This is a genomic window from Streptomyces sp. NPDC101490, assembly GCF_044767145.1.
Lineage (GTDB): Bacteria > Actinomycetota > Actinomycetes > Streptomycetales > Streptomycetaceae > Streptomyces.
This window is the reverse complement of the sequence record NZ_JBIWNI010000021.1, coordinates 14,225-28,349: the sequence shown is the minus strand read 5'-3', so window position 1 is coordinate 28,349 and position 14,125 is coordinate 14,225. Positions and strand designations below refer to the sequence as shown.

The window sequence follows — 14,125 nt, the reverse complement described above, 5'->3', positions numbered from 1 at the left end:
GATGGACGTGTCACTGATCCTCGGGGCGGTCGCCCTGGTCGTCGTGGCCTGGCTGGCCGCGTGCGCCGAGGCCGGTCTGGCCCGGGTCTCCAGCTTCCGCGCCGCCGAGGCCGTACGGTCCGGGCGGCGCGGGGCGGAGAAGCTCGCCCAGGTCGCCTCGGACCCCACCCGCTACCTCAACGTGGCGCTCCTCGTGCGCGTCGCCTGCGAGATGGCGGCGGGCGTCCTCGTCACGTACGTCTGCCTCGAAGCCTTCCCGGAGACCTGGGAGGCGCTCCTCGTCGCCATCGCGGTGATGGTCCTCGTCTCCTATGTGGCCGTCGGCGTCTCGCCCCGTACGATCGGCCGCCAGCACCCGCTGAACACGGCGACGGCCGCCGCGTACGTGCTGCTGCCGCTGGCCCGGATCATGGGGCCGATCCCGCAGCTGCTGATCCTCATCGGCAACGCGCTGACGCCGGGCAAGGGCTTCCGCAAGGGTCCCTTCGCCTCCGAGGCGGAGCTGCGGGCCCTGGTGGACCTCGCCGAGAGCGAGTCGCTGATCGAGGACGAGGAGCGCCGGATGGTGCACTCGGTCTTCGAGCTGGGCGACACCCTCGTGCGGGAGGTGATGGTGCCCCGGACCGACCTGGTCTGCATCGAGCGGTACAAGACGATCCGTCAGGCCCTCACCCTCGCGCTGCGCTCCGGTTTCTCGCGCATCCCGGTCACCGGGGAGAACGAGGACGACATCGTCGGCATCGTGTATCTGAAGGACCTGGTCAGGAAGTCGCACATCAACCGGGAGTCCGAGGCGGACCTGGTGTCGACGGCGATGCGGGCCGCCGCCTTCGTCCCCGACACCAAGAACGCCGGTGACCTGCTGCGCGAGATGCAGCTGGAGCGCAACCACGTCGCCGTCGTCATCGACGAGTACGGCGGCACGGCGGGCATCGTCACCATCGAGGACATCCTGGAGGAGATCGTCGGGGAGATCACCGACGAGTACGACCGGGAGCTGCCGCCGGTCACGGACCTCGGCGGGGGCCGGCACCGGGTGACCGCCCGGCTCGACATCGGCGACCTCGGCGAGCTGTACGGCCTGGGGCCCGACGAGTACGACGACGAGGACGTGGAGACCGTCGGCGGTCTGCTCGCGAAGGCGCTCGGCCGGGTGCCGATCGCGGGCGCGAAGGCGGTCGTGGAGCTGCCGGACGGGCGTTCCCTGCGGCTGACGGCCGAGTCCCCGGCCGGCCGACGGAACAAGATCGTCACCGTTCTGGTGGAACCCCTGGAACCGGAGGAGACCCCGTAGTGACCCCCGACGAGCTGCGCGCCTTCTGCCTGGACCTCAACGACGCGACGGAGGAGTTCCCGTTCACCCCGGAGACCTCCGTCTTCAAGGTCGCCGGGAAGATGTTCGCGCTCTCGGCGCTGGACTCCGAGCCGCTGCGGGTCAACCTCAAGTGCGATCCGGACGAGGCGGTACGGCTCCGCGAGGAGCACCCCGGCGTCGCGCCCGGCTATCACATGAACAAGCGGCACTGGAACACGGTGAGCGTGGGAGAGCTCCCGGACCGGATGGTCCGGGAGCTCGTCGAGGACTCGTACGACCTCGTGGTCGCCGGTCTTCCCCGGACGGTACGGCTCCGCCTCGACCGCCCCTGAGTCACCGGCGCCGCAGTCCGAGGCCCACCAGGGCGGCGGCGCCGAGCAGGATCGCCGCGTCCAGGACGAGGACGGTGCGGACACCGCCGTACAGGTCGCCGCCGGTGGTGGCGAGGACCCCGAGCAGCGGGATGCCGACCGTGAGGCCGACCTGCTGGGTGGTGGTCACCAGACCGGTGGCCAGTCCCTGCTTCTCGTCGGGGACGCCGGAGGTGGCGGTCAGCCCGTACGCGATGATCGCGCCGAGGTGGCACATCGACGCCAGTGAGACCGCGACGGTCGCCAGGACCGCGCCCGACTCCCGGCCGAGCCCGAGCAGCGCTGCGGTCAGCAGGCCCTGTCCGGCGAGCGAGCCGACGAGGACGCGGCGGGCGCCGATCCGGCCGATCAGCTTCGGCGCCAGTGTTCCGGCGATCACGGACATCACGCCCTGCACTCCGAAGACCAGGCCGGTGGCGAAGGCCGAGAGGCCCAGGGTGTCCTGGAGGTACAGGGTGAGGACGAAGACGACGGTCGACATCATCGAGAAGGTGACCAGTCCGCCCAGGTTGCCGAAGGCGACCGTGGGCCGCCGCAGCATCGGCAGCGAGACCAGCGGGGCCGCCGCGCGGGACTCGACCCGCACGAACAGCCCGAGCAGCAGTACGCCCGCCACCAGGGTGACCAGGACGTCCGCGCCGCCGAAGCCGCGCTCGGCGGCCGTGGACAGGGCGTAGATCAGGGAGAGCAGTCCGAGGGTGACGGTCACCGCGCCGGGCACGTCGAGCCGGGGCCGTTCGGGGGTGCGGGACTCGGGGAGCAGCCGGGGGGCGAGCGGCAGCACGATCGCGCTGAAGAGGGCGAGCAGGCCCATGGTGGAGCGCCAGCCGAGCGTGTCGGTCATGACGCCGCCGAGGACCATGCCGACGGTGAAGCCGAGCGAGAGCAGGGTGCCGGAGATGCCGAGCGCCCGGTCGCGCAGCGGGCCCTCGGGGAAGGTGGTGGTCAGCAGGGACATGCCGGTGGGCACGATCGCGGCGGCGCCGAGGCCCTGGAGGGCGCGGGCGGTGAGGAAGGACGCCGGGTCCCAGGCGAAGGTGGCGAGCAGTGAGGCCGCGCCGAAGAGGGAGAGCCCGGCGAGGAACAGCCTCTTGCGTCCGTAGAGGTCGCCGACGCGGCCGAAGAGCAGCAGGAAGCCGCCCGAGGGCAGGGCGAAGGCGGTGACGGCCCACTGGAGGGCGGCCCGGTCGAGGCCGAGGTCGGCGCCGAGGACGGGCAGGGCCACGTTCAGTACGGAGAAGTCGAGCGCGACCATGAACTGGGCGGCGCACAGCACGAAGAGGACGAGCCGGGTGCGGCCGGTGAGGGCCGGGGGAGCGGGGGCGGGGTTCCGGGCGGGGGCCCCGGAGGAGGTCAGGGTCGGCATGTCCCCACCTTCGTCGTCCGGGAACAACGGTGGGGAGCGGGAACTTATCCTGTTGGCCGTACCACCAGGCACGACCGGGCACCACGAGGCACGGCCGGCATGCGCAGGCACAACCGGGCACGACGAGGCACGACCGGGCACGAGCAGGTACGACCGGGCACCACCACGCATCCAGGGGGAAGTACGTGGCCACCGCCGTCGAGAGCGTCACCGCGAAGCAGCACCGGCTGGGGCAGCTCCGTGAGTTCCTGATGAGCCGCAGGGCCCGGGTGAGCCCGGCCGAGGCGGGGCTGCCGGACGGCGGGCGCCGCCGGACCCCGGGGCTGCGCCGGGAGGAGGTGGCCGTCCTGGCGGGTGTCGGGGCCAGCTGGTACCAGTGGCTGGAGCAGGGCAGGGACATCACGGTCTCGCCGCAGGTGCTGGACTCGGTGGCGCGGGTGCTGCGGCTGAGCCCGGCGGAGCGGCGCCATCTGTACGTCCTGGCGGCGCTGAACCCGCCGGTCGCGGAGACCGCTCCGGAGGACCTGGACATGTGCGAGGGGCTGCGGCGGCTGATCGACGCGTGGACGCCGTTCCCCGCGCACATCATGGACGTCTACTGGAACACGGTCGTCCACAACGACGCGGCGGCGCTCGTGCTGGGGATGCGGCCGGGCGTCCCGCAGAACTGCCTGGTGAACTTCTTCACCGATCCGCTGTACCGGACGCGGGCGGCGCACTGGGCGCGGAGCGCGCCGAAGGTCGTCGCCCAGTTCCGTTCGGCCTGCTCGGAGTCCCCGGAGGACGAGGGTTTCCGGGTGGTGATCGAGGAGCTGAAGCAGCTGAGTCCGGAGTTCGCGGAGCTGTGGGAGCGGCAGGACGTCCGGCCGGGCGGCCAGAACCGCAAGGAGCTGGAGCATCCGCTGGCGGGCACCCTGATGATGGAGGCGACCCAGCTGCGGGTCCCGGCCCGGCCGGACCTGCTGATCGTGCTGCACACGCCGCTGCCGGAGGCGCACACGGCGGAGAAGCTGGAGTGGCTGGCGTCGCCGGAGGGGCGCCGGGGGGCGATGTACCCGGTCGCGGGCTGATCCCCGGGGCGGACCTATGCTCAGGGGCATGACACTCAGCAGCGAGCACGGCGACCTCGGCGCCGAGGACTTGAAGATCATCACGCTGGCGCGCAGCGCCCGCGCCCGCAACGGCGTGCCCGAGGGCGCCGCGGTGCGCGACGAGACCGGCCGGACGTACGTGGCGGGGACGGTGGAGCTGGAGTCGCTCCGGCTGAGCGCGCTGCGGACGGCCGTCGCGATGGCGGTGGCGAGCGGCGCCCGGTCCCTGGAGGCGGCGGCCGTGGTGTCCGGTGCGGAGGCCGCGTCGGACGAGGACCGGGCGGCGGTCCGGGACCTCGGCGGCCCGGAGACCCCGGTGCTGCTCGCGGGTCCCGACGGACAGTTGCGCGCGGCGGTCACGGCGGGCTGACCGCGTCCCGACCGGGCGGGGGTCCCGCCGCACGGGAAGACCGTGCGGAAAGTCGTACAAAAAGCCGTACGAAGCCGTGCGGGAAGACCGTGCGGGAAGCCGTACGGAAACCGCACGGAACGGTCGCGCGGACGGCCCGGCCCGGCGATGGGCCCGTACGGCGAGAACAGGACACGGAGGGGCCCGGCGGTGTGCCGGGCCCCTCCGTCTTGTGTCCTTGTGAACGATCACCGCGTCTTCTCTTGCCTTCCCCGGCGGTCTGCGTCTCAATGAACACCGGTCCGCCCGACGGACCGTCAGATCTCTCGTCCTCCACGCAGTGTCCGCACCCCTGCGTTCGTCATCGGAAGGGGTTCGAACTAGCCATGAGAAGAAGAAGCACCACGGGGACCGTCGCGGTCCTCGCCGGGGGCCTCGCCGCCGCCGGACTCGCCTTCGCCCCGTCGGCCGCCGCCGTCTCGCCCGGCTCGGCCACGGCGACGTACGACTGTGGCACCTGGGGCGGCGGCACCGCCACCCTCGCCGCCACGCAGAGCGGCACGTCCGCGACCATCACCCTCACCTCGGGCATCACGACGCCGATCGCGGTCGGCGCCGACCAGATCAGCGCGACGCTGACGATGGCCAAGGGCGGCGGTGGCACCCGGGTCTTCACCGGCAAGAAGAACCCGGCGCTCCCCGCCAACGGGACGGTGAAGATCGGTCCGCTCGCCGGGACCGTGGCCTCGGGCGACAGCCTCAACTCGTACTTCGCGGGTGTCGCCCTCAAGATGGTGATCTTCGGGGTCACGGTGAACTGCGACGCGGTCACCTCGCAGACGCCCGGCCCGTTCGTCTTCTAGCCGAGCACGCTCCGCCCAGGACCGGTGCCGCCCTCGGGCGGCACCGGTCTCCGTCGTGTTCCGGCTCCGGCCGCCCCGCCGATGACCTGCGAAAAGCTCCGGCCGAACCGATCTTGACAGTATCTGACGGGACATCAGTCGATGTCTCCCGCGTGCCTTGACTTCTCTTCACCGACGGCTGTCAATGGCGCCCACTCATTCCTCAGGAGGGGGCACACCATGGCACTCACCCGATCCCGGGCGGCCGTCCGAAGACGGCGCTGGACCGCCGTCCTCGGCGCCACCGCCCTCGCGTTCGCGGGCGGCGGCGCGCTCGCCACCCCCGCCGGTGCGACCAGCAGTTCCGTGGAGGTGCAGTACCAGACCCGCTGCATCCCGCCGCCGATCGCGGGCATCCCGCCCATCCAGGGCACCACCACCGCCCTCGTCTCGGTCGACAAGAGCAGCCCCAAGGTCGGCGACGTCGTGACCGTCACCTACACGATCACCAAGCCCGCCGCCTCCAACCCGGTCGACCTCGCCCTCCCGGCCGACATCATGACGCCCAGCGGCAAGGTCGTCCTCGGCGGCGCCCAGACCGGCGCCATCACCGTCACCGGCCCCAAGAAGAACCCGCCGGTCCCCGGCAAGGGCTCCTTCCCGGCCTTCTCCATGACCGGCACCTTCACGGTCACCCAGGCCGGAACGATCACCCTGTCACCCGGCGACTACAACATCCACACCAGCTACATCATGGAGCTGGACACCCCCTGTACCGTCCTCAACCCGCCCGCCCCGGTCTCCGACACGGTCACCGCGAGCCCGGTGACCAGCCCCAACACCCGGGCCCTCCAGCTGGAGACGCCCTCCGGCGCCCCCGGCGTCCGGGTCACCGTCAACGGCTCCCGCTTCACCCCGCTCACCGACGTCACCGTCGTCGGCCGCGCCGGAGCGGCCGAGACCGCCGACCGGATGACCGTCACGACCGACAGCGAGGGCTCCTTCGCCGCCCGCCTCAAGGTCAACGACAAGGCGACCACCGGGATCGTGGCCTACGAGGGCGCCTCCTGGAACGCCGACAAGGGCGCGGGCCCGGCCGCCTACACCGTCGTCGACGACACCCCCGATCCGCCGGGCAGCCAGCGGATCACCGCGTCCGTCACGGCGGGCGAACTGTCCATGACCCAGGCGGGCGACGCCGTGCAGCTCTCCGCCGTGGACTTCGGCCAGGGCGGCGCCGCCACCGGCAGCCTCCAGACCGTGACCGTCAAGGACTTCCGCGGCGGCCCCGCGGGCTGGTCCCTCACCGGCAAGGTCACCGACTTCACCGGCCCCGGCGGCTCCCTCGGCGCCGGGAACCTCAGCTGGACCCCGTCCTGCACCGCCAAGGCGGGCAGCCCCAGCACCTGCGCGGCCGGGTCCGCAGGACCCGTCGGCAGCGGCGGCGCCACCCTCGCCTCCACCCCGAACGGCGCCCTCACCGGAGGCGAGTTCACCGTCGACGCGGGCCTCTCCCTCGACGTCCCGGCGTTCACCGCGCCCGGCTCGTACGCGGGCGTGCTCACGCTGACCCTGTCCTGACCGCACGGCGGGCCGGGCGCGCACCCGGCCGGTCCGCCGCCGATCCGCACCCCAGGAGGTTCCGCACCGTGCGCGTCGAACCGTACGTCCTCCGCGTCAAGCCGTACGCCCTCCTCCTGAGCGCCCTCCTCCTGCTCCTGGGCCTCGCGCCGGGCGCCGGGGCGGCGGAGAACGGCGAATGGGCGGTCTACCCGGCGGCCGCCCGGCCGGGCAGCCGCCCCTACTTCTTCCTCACCGCCGACCCGGGCGCCACCGTCACCGACCGGGTCACCGTCACCAACCGGACGAACGGCCCGCTGACCTTCCGGCTCTACGGCGCCGACGCCTACAACACCGACCGCGACGGCGGCTTCGCCGTCCGCACCCGGCAGGAGAGGCAGACCGGCGCCGGAGCCTGGATCACCCCCGAGAAGACCCGGATCACCGTCCCGCCCCGCTCCGCCGTCACCGTCCCCTACACGCTGACCGTCCCCGCCGACGCCGACCCCGGCGACCACCCCGGCGCCCTCGTCGCCCTCGACGAACGGATCGGCCCCGCCGCCGGGGGCACGGTCGCCGTCGGCGTCCAGCGGGCCGTCGCCGCCCGCGTCTACCTCCGGGTCACCGGCCCGACCGTGCCCGCCCTCGCCGTCGAGGACATCACCCTCGACCAGGACCTGCCGCTGGTCCCCGGCACCCGCGACGGCAGCGCCCTCCTCTCGTACACCCTGCACAACCGGGGCAACGTCACCCTCAGCCCCGAGGTCGCGCTCCGCGCCGAGGGGCTCTTCGGCCGCACTCTCCTCGCCCGCGGCCTGACCGGGCTGCCCGCCGAGCTGCTGCCCCGGCAGAAGATCCGGCTCACCGCGCGGTGGACCGGCTCCCCCCAGTTCGACCGGGGCGACATCACCCTCACCGCCACCGCGAAGGACGTACGGGAGACCGGCACCGTCTCCTTCCTCGCCGTGCCCTGGACCGCTCTCGTCACCCTCCTCGCGGTGATCGCCGCCACCGTCCTCGGCCTGCGGCTCCGCCGCCGGACGGCCCGCCGGGACCCCCGTACGGACCCCGTGGAGGAGGCTCCGGTACCCGCGAGCACGCACTGAGTGCGTACGGCGGGCGCTCATCGGGGACAATGGCCTCCATGAGCGCTCGCAACCAAGAATCCGAAGCCGTCCACCGGGCCGGCTTCGCCTGCTTCGTCGGCCGCCCCAACGCGGGCAAGTCCACCCTCACGAACGCTCTGGTCGGTCAGAAGGTGGCCATCACCTCGAACCGGCCGCAGACCACCCGGCACACCGTCCGGGGCATCGTGCACCGCCCCGAGGCCCAGCTGATCCTGGTCGACACCCCGGGCCTCCACAAGCCGCGCACCCTCCTCGGCGAGCGGCTCAACGACGTGGTGCGCGCCACCTGGGCCGAGGTCGACGTGATCGGCTTCTGCCTGCCCGCCGACCAGAAGCTCGGACCCGGCGACCGGTTCATCGCCAAGGAACTCGCCGGGATCAAGAAGACCCCCAAGATCGCGATCATCACCAAGACCGACCTGGTCGACTCCAAGACCCTCGCCGAGCAGCTCATCGCGATCGACCAGCTCGGCAAGGAGCTGGGCTTCGAGTGGACGCAGATCGTGCCCGTCTCGGCCGTCGGTGACAAGCAGGTCCAGCTCGTCGCCGACCTGCTGATCCCGCTGCTCCCCGAGTCCCCGCCGCTCTACCCGGAGGGCGACCTCACCGACGAGCCGGAGCAGGTCATGGTCGCGGAGCTGATCCGCGAGGCCGCCCTCGAAGGCGTCCGGGACGAGCTGCCGCACTCCATCGCGGTGGTCGTCGAGGAGATGATCCCGCGCGAGAACCGCCCGGCGGACCGGCCGCTGCTCGACATCCACGCCAACGTGTACATCGAGCGCCCCAGCCAGAAGGGCATCATCATCGGCCCGAAGGGCAGCCGCCTCAAGGAGGTCGGCATGAAGTCCCGCAAGCACATCGAGGCGCTGCTCGGCACCCCCGTCTTCCTCGACCTGCACGTGAAGGTCGCCAAGGACTGGCAGCGCGACCCGAAGCAGCTGCGGAAGCTCGGCTTCTAGCAGCGGGCCCCGGAAGGGGCGGGCCGCGACGAGGGCCGCGCCCGGGACTTCTCCCCGGACGCGGCCCCTTCTCGTGTCGTGACGCGGTGACCGTCGTGACCGTCGTGACCGTCGTGCGGTCACGCCCCGCCCCGCCGCCGTCCCGCCCTACGGCTGGATCAGCGAGTCCTTGTAGTAGACCGACGCCGTGCGCCCGCCCGGGGTGTCCCCCGAGGCGAAGCCCATGCAGAGGCGGAACACCCCGGGCTCGGACGCCTTCGGGATCTGGACGGCCAGGCCCTCCGGCTCCCGGAACGGCAGGGTGTGGCCCGCCTTCGAGTGGAAGGTCGTGACGATCTGGCCGGTGTTCAGGTCCACCGAGGTGAGATGGGTGTTGCCCACGCCGGGCGGGGAGATGACGATCTTGGGCGTGGACGGGTCGCCGTCATGGTCCTGGGTGTAGCCGTACGAGTTGCCGTGCAGCATGTAGAGGTACTGACCGGCCACCGCGTACCCCTGGAACGACGGCTTTCCGTAGAGGTCGCGGTCGATCTGGACCGCGGGCTCGGCGATCTCGGCCAGCGGCGTACCGAAGTCGCCCGCCCGCGCCGCCGCCAGGTCGAAGATCCGGTAGTGCGTCCCGTTCAGGCTGTAGCGGACCACCAGGCGGTTGTTGAGCGGGTCGACGCCCGCGGTGTTGTTCACACTGCCGGGTACGGGGGTGAACTTCTGGAGCGAGGTGCTGGTGGCGTCCAGGGGCGTATCGGAACTGCTGAACCTGAAGCGGCAGAGGCGCCGCCCCCGGCTGGTCCCCTGCTGGGTGTCCTGGACGGCGTCGACCTCGGTCCACAGGTAGGTGCCGCTCCCGGACGGCTCGACGCCGATGCCGACGCCGTGGCCGAAGCCCCGCAGATACATGGAGCCCGTGAGGCTCGCGCTTCCGGCGCCCTCCGGGGTGTCGGGGCCGAGGGTCCACTCGGTGATCGCCAGGTCGCCGTGGAGGTCGCGGGTGGCGGCGGTGACCTGCTCCGGCTCGCCCGGGAAATGGAGTCCGCCGCCGATGAGCTGGGCGAAGTAGAGGCGGCGGTTCACGTTGTCGAAGCCGAGGGACTGGATGACCGTCCCCCGCTGCACGGCCTTCTCGCGGAAGTAGGCCGGGCCGGTGTTGCCCTCGACCCGGATCAGTTTCGACGGCGGCAGTGCCAGGGTGGCGCCCGTGGCCCCGGCACGCGGGCCCGTCGCGCCCGCGGTTCCGGCGGTCGCCCCGATCCCTGCGACGGACAGGGCGGCGACACCGCCCAGGGAGAGGAAGCCACGCCGTCCGAGCTGACTGTCGTTCATGTGCGCTCCATGTTCGCGAGGTTGACGGAGGTGGCGCCATCCTCGCAGGACACGAACGATCTTCGAACGACAGAGCGACATAGGGTGAGATGGGGGGCGCGGCGCACGCGGGGAGCGCGCGGAAGGTGGAGCGCGCGGAGGGTTGGCGCGCGCTGTACCTCCCGGCTACGCGCCTTCCTTGAGGACCCTCGTGATGAGGGTCCGCTGCGCCTCCGTCAGCCGTGGGTCGCCGCAGTGGACCGTGCGGCCGTCGACGGTGATCTCGTACCGGAAGCCGTCCGGGACGCCCCGGCCGCCGCCGGGTGGCACGCTCTCGCCGTCCGCGAGCACCCGGTCGGCGAGGGCGTGCCACTCGGCGGCGTCCGCCAGTGCGCCGGTGTCCACCTCCGCCGACCGCTCGATCCCCGCGAAACCGCCCGTGCGCCGCACTCGAATCCGCATGGGACCTGTGTACCAGCCGGATCAGTCGGACGGCAGCCCGACCGCGGACCAGGCCTTGAGGACGGCCTGGAGCTCCGTCCCGTCGCCGTACCGGGCGCGCGCCGCCGCCACGGTGGCCGCCGCGAACTCGGCGAACCGGTCCTCGGGGGTGAGCGCCCCGCCGGTCATCACGTCGTACCAGATCTGCCCGGCCCGCTCCCAGGCGTTGCCGCCCAGCTCGGTCGCGAGCAGGTAGAAGGCGTGGTTGGGGATGCCGGAGTTGATGTGGACGCCGCCGTTGTCCCGGCTGGTGCGGACGTAGTGGTCCATGTGGGCGGGCTGCGGGTCCTTGCCGAGGACGTCGTCGTCGTACGCGGTGCCCGGGGCCTTCATGGAGCGCAGCGCCGTGCCGTGGTCGACCCCGGGGCCGAGCAGCCCCGCGCCGATCAGCCAGTCGGCCTGGGTGGTGCTCTGGCCGAGGGCGTGCTGCTTGACCAGGACGCCGAAGACGTCGGAGACGGACTCGTTGAGGGCGCCCGACTGGCCGTAGTACTCCAGGTTCGCGGTGTGCTGGGTGAAGCCGTGGGTGAGTTCGTGCCCGATGACGTCCACCGGGATGGTGAAGTCGAGGAAGAGGTCCCCGTCCCCGTCGCCGAACACCATCTGCTGGCCGTCCCAGAAGGCGTTGTTGTAGCGCTGGCCGTAGTGGACGCTCGCGTGCAGGGGCAGCCCCGCCCCGTCCAGCGAGTCCCGTCCGTAGACCGCCCGGAAGAGGTCGAACGTGGCGCCGAGACCGGCGTGGGCGCGGTTCACGGTCGCGTCGGGGCCGGGGGCGTCGCCCTCGCCGCGGACCTTCCTGCCGGGCAGGACCTCCTGGTGCCCGGCGTCGTAGATCGTGCGGTTCGGCTTCGCGGAGCCGGCGTCGGAGGGGGCCGGGGCGGCCGCCTCCCGGACACCGGTCACCCGGCGGCGGGTCCGCAGGGCGGCGTCGGCCTCCAGGGTGCGCAGGGCCGCGTCGTTCCCGTCCCGGGCCAGCTTGTCCAGGACGTGCGGCGGGATGATCGAGCAGAAGACGGGAGTGTGGGTCATCTCTGCAATGTGGCACTGAGTGATCCCACTGTCACGGGCTGAGACGGGAATTGGCGAAATGGAGTGATGCGTCACTGTCGGGTCTTGACGTGGAGGCCGTCCCGCATACTGAAACGGGACGTCCGCCTCCGTCGTCCTCGGCTAGGCTGCCGGGCATCATGCGTTTCGGGCTGCTTCTCCTTAGCTGCCGCGGTGAGGGCCTGTAGTCGTAGGCCGACCCCCTCCCCGCGGGACCTGGTGTTGCGTTCGACAGTCGGCCTCCCCCGAGTCCCGTGAAGGGCCGGGGGAACCCCCTCCCGCTGTACCGAGGAGCCCAACGCGATGTCCCAGTCCCCCTTCGTCGGCCGCCCCACGCCCGTCACCAACGAGACGCCGCTGCAGAAGCCGTCCGGGATGCCGATCCACAAGTACGGCCGGTACGAGGCCGTCGAGATCCCCGACCGGACCTGGCCCGAGCAGCGGATCACCCGGGCTCCGCGCTGGCTCTCCACGGACCTGCGCGACGGCAACCAGGCGCTGATCGACCCGATGTCCCCGGCCCGCAAGCGCGAGATGTTCGACCTGCTGGTCCGCATGGGCTACAAGGAGATCGAGGTCGGGTTCCCGTCCTCGGGCGAGACGGACTTCGCGTTCGTGCGCTCGATCATCGAAGAGGGCGCGATCCCGGACGACGTCACCATCTCCGTACTGACCCAGGCCCGCGAGGACCTGATCGAGCGGACCGTGGAGTCGCTGGCCGGTGCGAAGCGCGCCACCGTCCACCTGTACAACGCGACCGCGCCCACCTTCCGCCGGGTCGTCTTCCGCGGCTCGAAGGAGCAGATCAAGCAGATCGCGGTGGACGGCACGCGACTGGTGATGGAGTACGCGGAGAAGCTGCTGGGACCGGAGACGGTGTTCGGCTACCAGTACAGCCCCGAGATCTTCACGGACACCGAGCTGGACTTCGCGCTGGAGGTCTGCGAGGCGGTCTGTGACGTGTGGCAGCCGGGTCCGGGCCGCGAGATCATCCTCAACCTGCCCGCCACGGTGGAGCGTTCGACGCCGTCCACGCACGCGGACCGGTTCGAGTGGATGTCCCGGAACCTGACCCGCCGGGAGTACGTGTGCCTGTCGGTGCACCCGCACAACGACCGGGGCACGGCGGTCGCGGCGGCCGAGCTGGCGCTGATGGCGGGCGCCGACCGCGTCGAGGGCTGCCTGTTCGGGCAGGGCGAGCGGACCGGCAACGTCGACCTGGTGACCCTCGGGATGAACCTGTTCAGCCAGGGCGTGGACCCGCAGATCGACTTCTCGCAGATCGACGAGATCCGCCGGACCAGCGAGTACTGCAACCAGATGGAGGTCCACCCGCGCCACCCCTACGCGGGCGACCTGGTCTACACCTCCTTCTCCGGCTCCCACCAGGACGCCATCAAGAAGGGCTTCGACGCGATGGAGGCCGATGCCGCCGCCGCGGGGAAGACGGTCGACGACATCGAGTGGGCGGTGCCGTACCTGCCCATCGACCCGAAGGACGTGGGCCGTTCCTACGAGGCGGTCATCCGGGTCAACTCGCAGTCCGGCAAGGGCGGCATCGCGTACGTCCTGAAGAACGACCACAAGCTGGACCTGCCCCGCCGGATGCAGATCGAGTTCTCCCGGATCATCCAGCAGATGACCGACAGCGAGGGCGGCGAGGTCACCCCGGCCGCGATCTGGGCGGTCTTCCAGGACGAGTACCTGCCCAACCCGGACAACGCCTGGGGCCGGGTGCAGCTCCGTTCCGGCCAGTCCACCTCGGACACCGACGGCACGGACACGCTGACCGTCGAGGCGGTCGTGGACGGTACGGAGACCGTGCTGACGGGCTCCGGCAACGGCCCGATCTCCGCGTTCTTCGCCGCGCTCCAGGCGGTCGGCGTCGACGCCCGGCTGCTGGACTACCAGGAGCACACGATGAGCGAGGGCGCGTCCGCGCAGGCCGCCTCGTACATCGAGTGCGCCATCGACGGCAAGGTCCTGTGGGGCATCGGCATCGACGCCAACACGACCCGCGCCTCCCTGAAGGCGGTCGTCTCGGCGGTCAACCGCTCCGCCCGCTGACGCTTCCCACCGTCGCTGCCCCGTACCTCTCCGTGAGGCACGGGGCAGCGACACATGTGAAGCGCGTCACAGTTTCAGCTTCGCTTAAGGTGAGTGATCCCTCTATGTCGGATTGGCCGTCATATGAGGTGAGTTGACGGTAGATCAGGGAATGGCGGACAGTCGGGGCGTCCCTTCGGACACGCCCCCCACACGTGCCCCACACATTCCCCACACACCCCCCACGCGCCC

General features: G+C 71.7%; 13 protein-coding genes. 9 read left to right on the top strand and 4 right to left on the bottom strand.

What is annotated here, in order from left to right:
• Position 1: 1 nt before the first annotated feature.
• Both ACIRQY_RS28540 and ACIRQY_RS28535 read left to right on the top strand, forming a co-directional pair.
• Entirely contained in the window at positions 2–1,294 is a 1,293-nt protein-coding gene (locus ACIRQY_RS28540) for a hemolysin family protein (protein WP_351796559.1), read from the top strand.
• Positions 1,294–1,647, top strand: coding sequence for an MmcQ/YjbR family DNA-binding protein (locus ACIRQY_RS28535; protein WP_403930590.1), 354 nt, complete (start codon positions 1,294–1,296; stop codon positions 1,645–1,647). The genes ACIRQY_RS28540 and ACIRQY_RS28535 overlap by 1 nt, the downstream gene beginning before the upstream one ends.
• Before the next feature lies 1 nt (position 1,648).
• Here ACIRQY_RS28535 and ACIRQY_RS28530 read toward each other — a convergent pair whose 3' ends face one another.
• On the bottom strand, positions 1,649–3,052 hold the full coding sequence (locus tag ACIRQY_RS28530) for an MFS transporter (RefSeq protein WP_403930589.1): 1,404 nt from the start codon (positions 3,050–3,052) through the stop codon (positions 1,649–1,651).
• A 185-nt stretch (positions 3,053–3,237) separates the two neighbouring features.
• Here ACIRQY_RS28530 and ACIRQY_RS28525 point away from each other — a divergent pair, with 185 nt between their 5' ends.
• The 6 genes from ACIRQY_RS28525 to era all read left to right on the top strand — a co-directional run bounded on the left by ACIRQY_RS28525 (position 3,238) and on the right by era (position 8,980).
• On the top strand, positions 3,238–4,122 hold the full coding sequence (locus ACIRQY_RS28525) for a helix-turn-helix transcriptional regulator (protein WP_403930587.1): 885 nt from the start codon (positions 3,238–3,240) through the stop codon (positions 4,120–4,122).
• A 28-nt stretch (positions 4,123–4,150) separates the two neighbouring features.
• Complete coding sequence (locus tag ACIRQY_RS28520; protein ID WP_351796570.1) at positions 4,151–4,513, top strand: cytidine deaminase; 363 nt, start codon at positions 4,151–4,153, stop codon at positions 4,511–4,513.
• A 365-nt stretch (positions 4,514–4,878) separates the two neighbouring features.
• Positions 4,879–5,355: a hypothetical protein gene (locus ACIRQY_RS28515; RefSeq protein ID WP_351796573.1), complete on the top strand. Its 477-nt coding sequence runs from the start codon at positions 4,879–4,881 to the stop codon at positions 5,353–5,355.
• Positions 5,356–5,574: 219 nt separating this feature from the next.
• On the top strand, positions 5,575–6,915 hold the full coding sequence (locus tag ACIRQY_RS28510) for a beta-xylosidase (RefSeq protein WP_403930586.1): 1,341 nt from the start codon (positions 5,575–5,577) through the stop codon (positions 6,913–6,915).
• A 68-nt stretch (positions 6,916–6,983) separates the two neighbouring features.
• The gene (locus ACIRQY_RS28505) at positions 6,984–8,000 is read left to right on the top strand and encodes a WxL protein peptidoglycan domain-containing protein (protein ID WP_403930584.1); all 1,017 of its coding nucleotides are present in this window, start codon (positions 6,984–6,986) and stop codon (positions 7,998–8,000) included.
• A 29-nt stretch (positions 8,001–8,029) separates the two neighbouring features.
• Entirely contained in the window at positions 8,030–8,980 is a 951-nt protein-coding gene (era, locus tag ACIRQY_RS28500) for a GTPase Era (protein WP_401238050.1), read from the top strand.
• A 147-nt stretch (positions 8,981–9,127) separates the two neighbouring features.
• Here era and ACIRQY_RS28495 read toward each other — a convergent pair whose 3' ends face one another.
• The 3 genes from ACIRQY_RS28495 to ACIRQY_RS28485 all read right to left on the bottom strand — a co-directional run bounded on the left by ACIRQY_RS28495 (position 9,128) and on the right by ACIRQY_RS28485 (position 11,809).
• Positions 9,128–10,300, bottom strand: coding sequence for a teichoic acid biosynthesis protein C (locus tag ACIRQY_RS28495; RefSeq protein ID WP_403930582.1), 1,173 nt, complete (start codon positions 10,298–10,300; stop codon positions 9,128–9,130).
• Positions 10,301–10,465: 165 nt separating this feature from the next.
• Positions 10,466–10,741: a protealysin inhibitor emfourin gene (locus ACIRQY_RS28490; protein WP_403930580.1), complete on the bottom strand. Its 276-nt coding sequence runs from the start codon at positions 10,739–10,741 to the stop codon at positions 10,466–10,468.
• 21 nt (positions 10,742–10,762) lie between these two features.
• Positions 10,763–11,809, bottom strand: coding sequence for a M4 family metallopeptidase (locus ACIRQY_RS28485; protein ID WP_403930579.1), 1,047 nt, complete (start codon positions 11,807–11,809; stop codon positions 10,763–10,765).
• A 321-nt stretch (positions 11,810–12,130) separates the two neighbouring features.
• On the opposite strand from ACIRQY_RS28485, the gene leuA reads away from it, so the two are divergent.
• Positions 12,131–13,894: a 2-isopropylmalate synthase gene (gene leuA / locus ACIRQY_RS28480; RefSeq protein WP_351789323.1), complete on the top strand. Its 1,764-nt coding sequence runs from the start codon at positions 12,131–12,133 to the stop codon at positions 13,892–13,894.
• Positions 13,895–14,125: the final 231 nt, after the last annotated feature.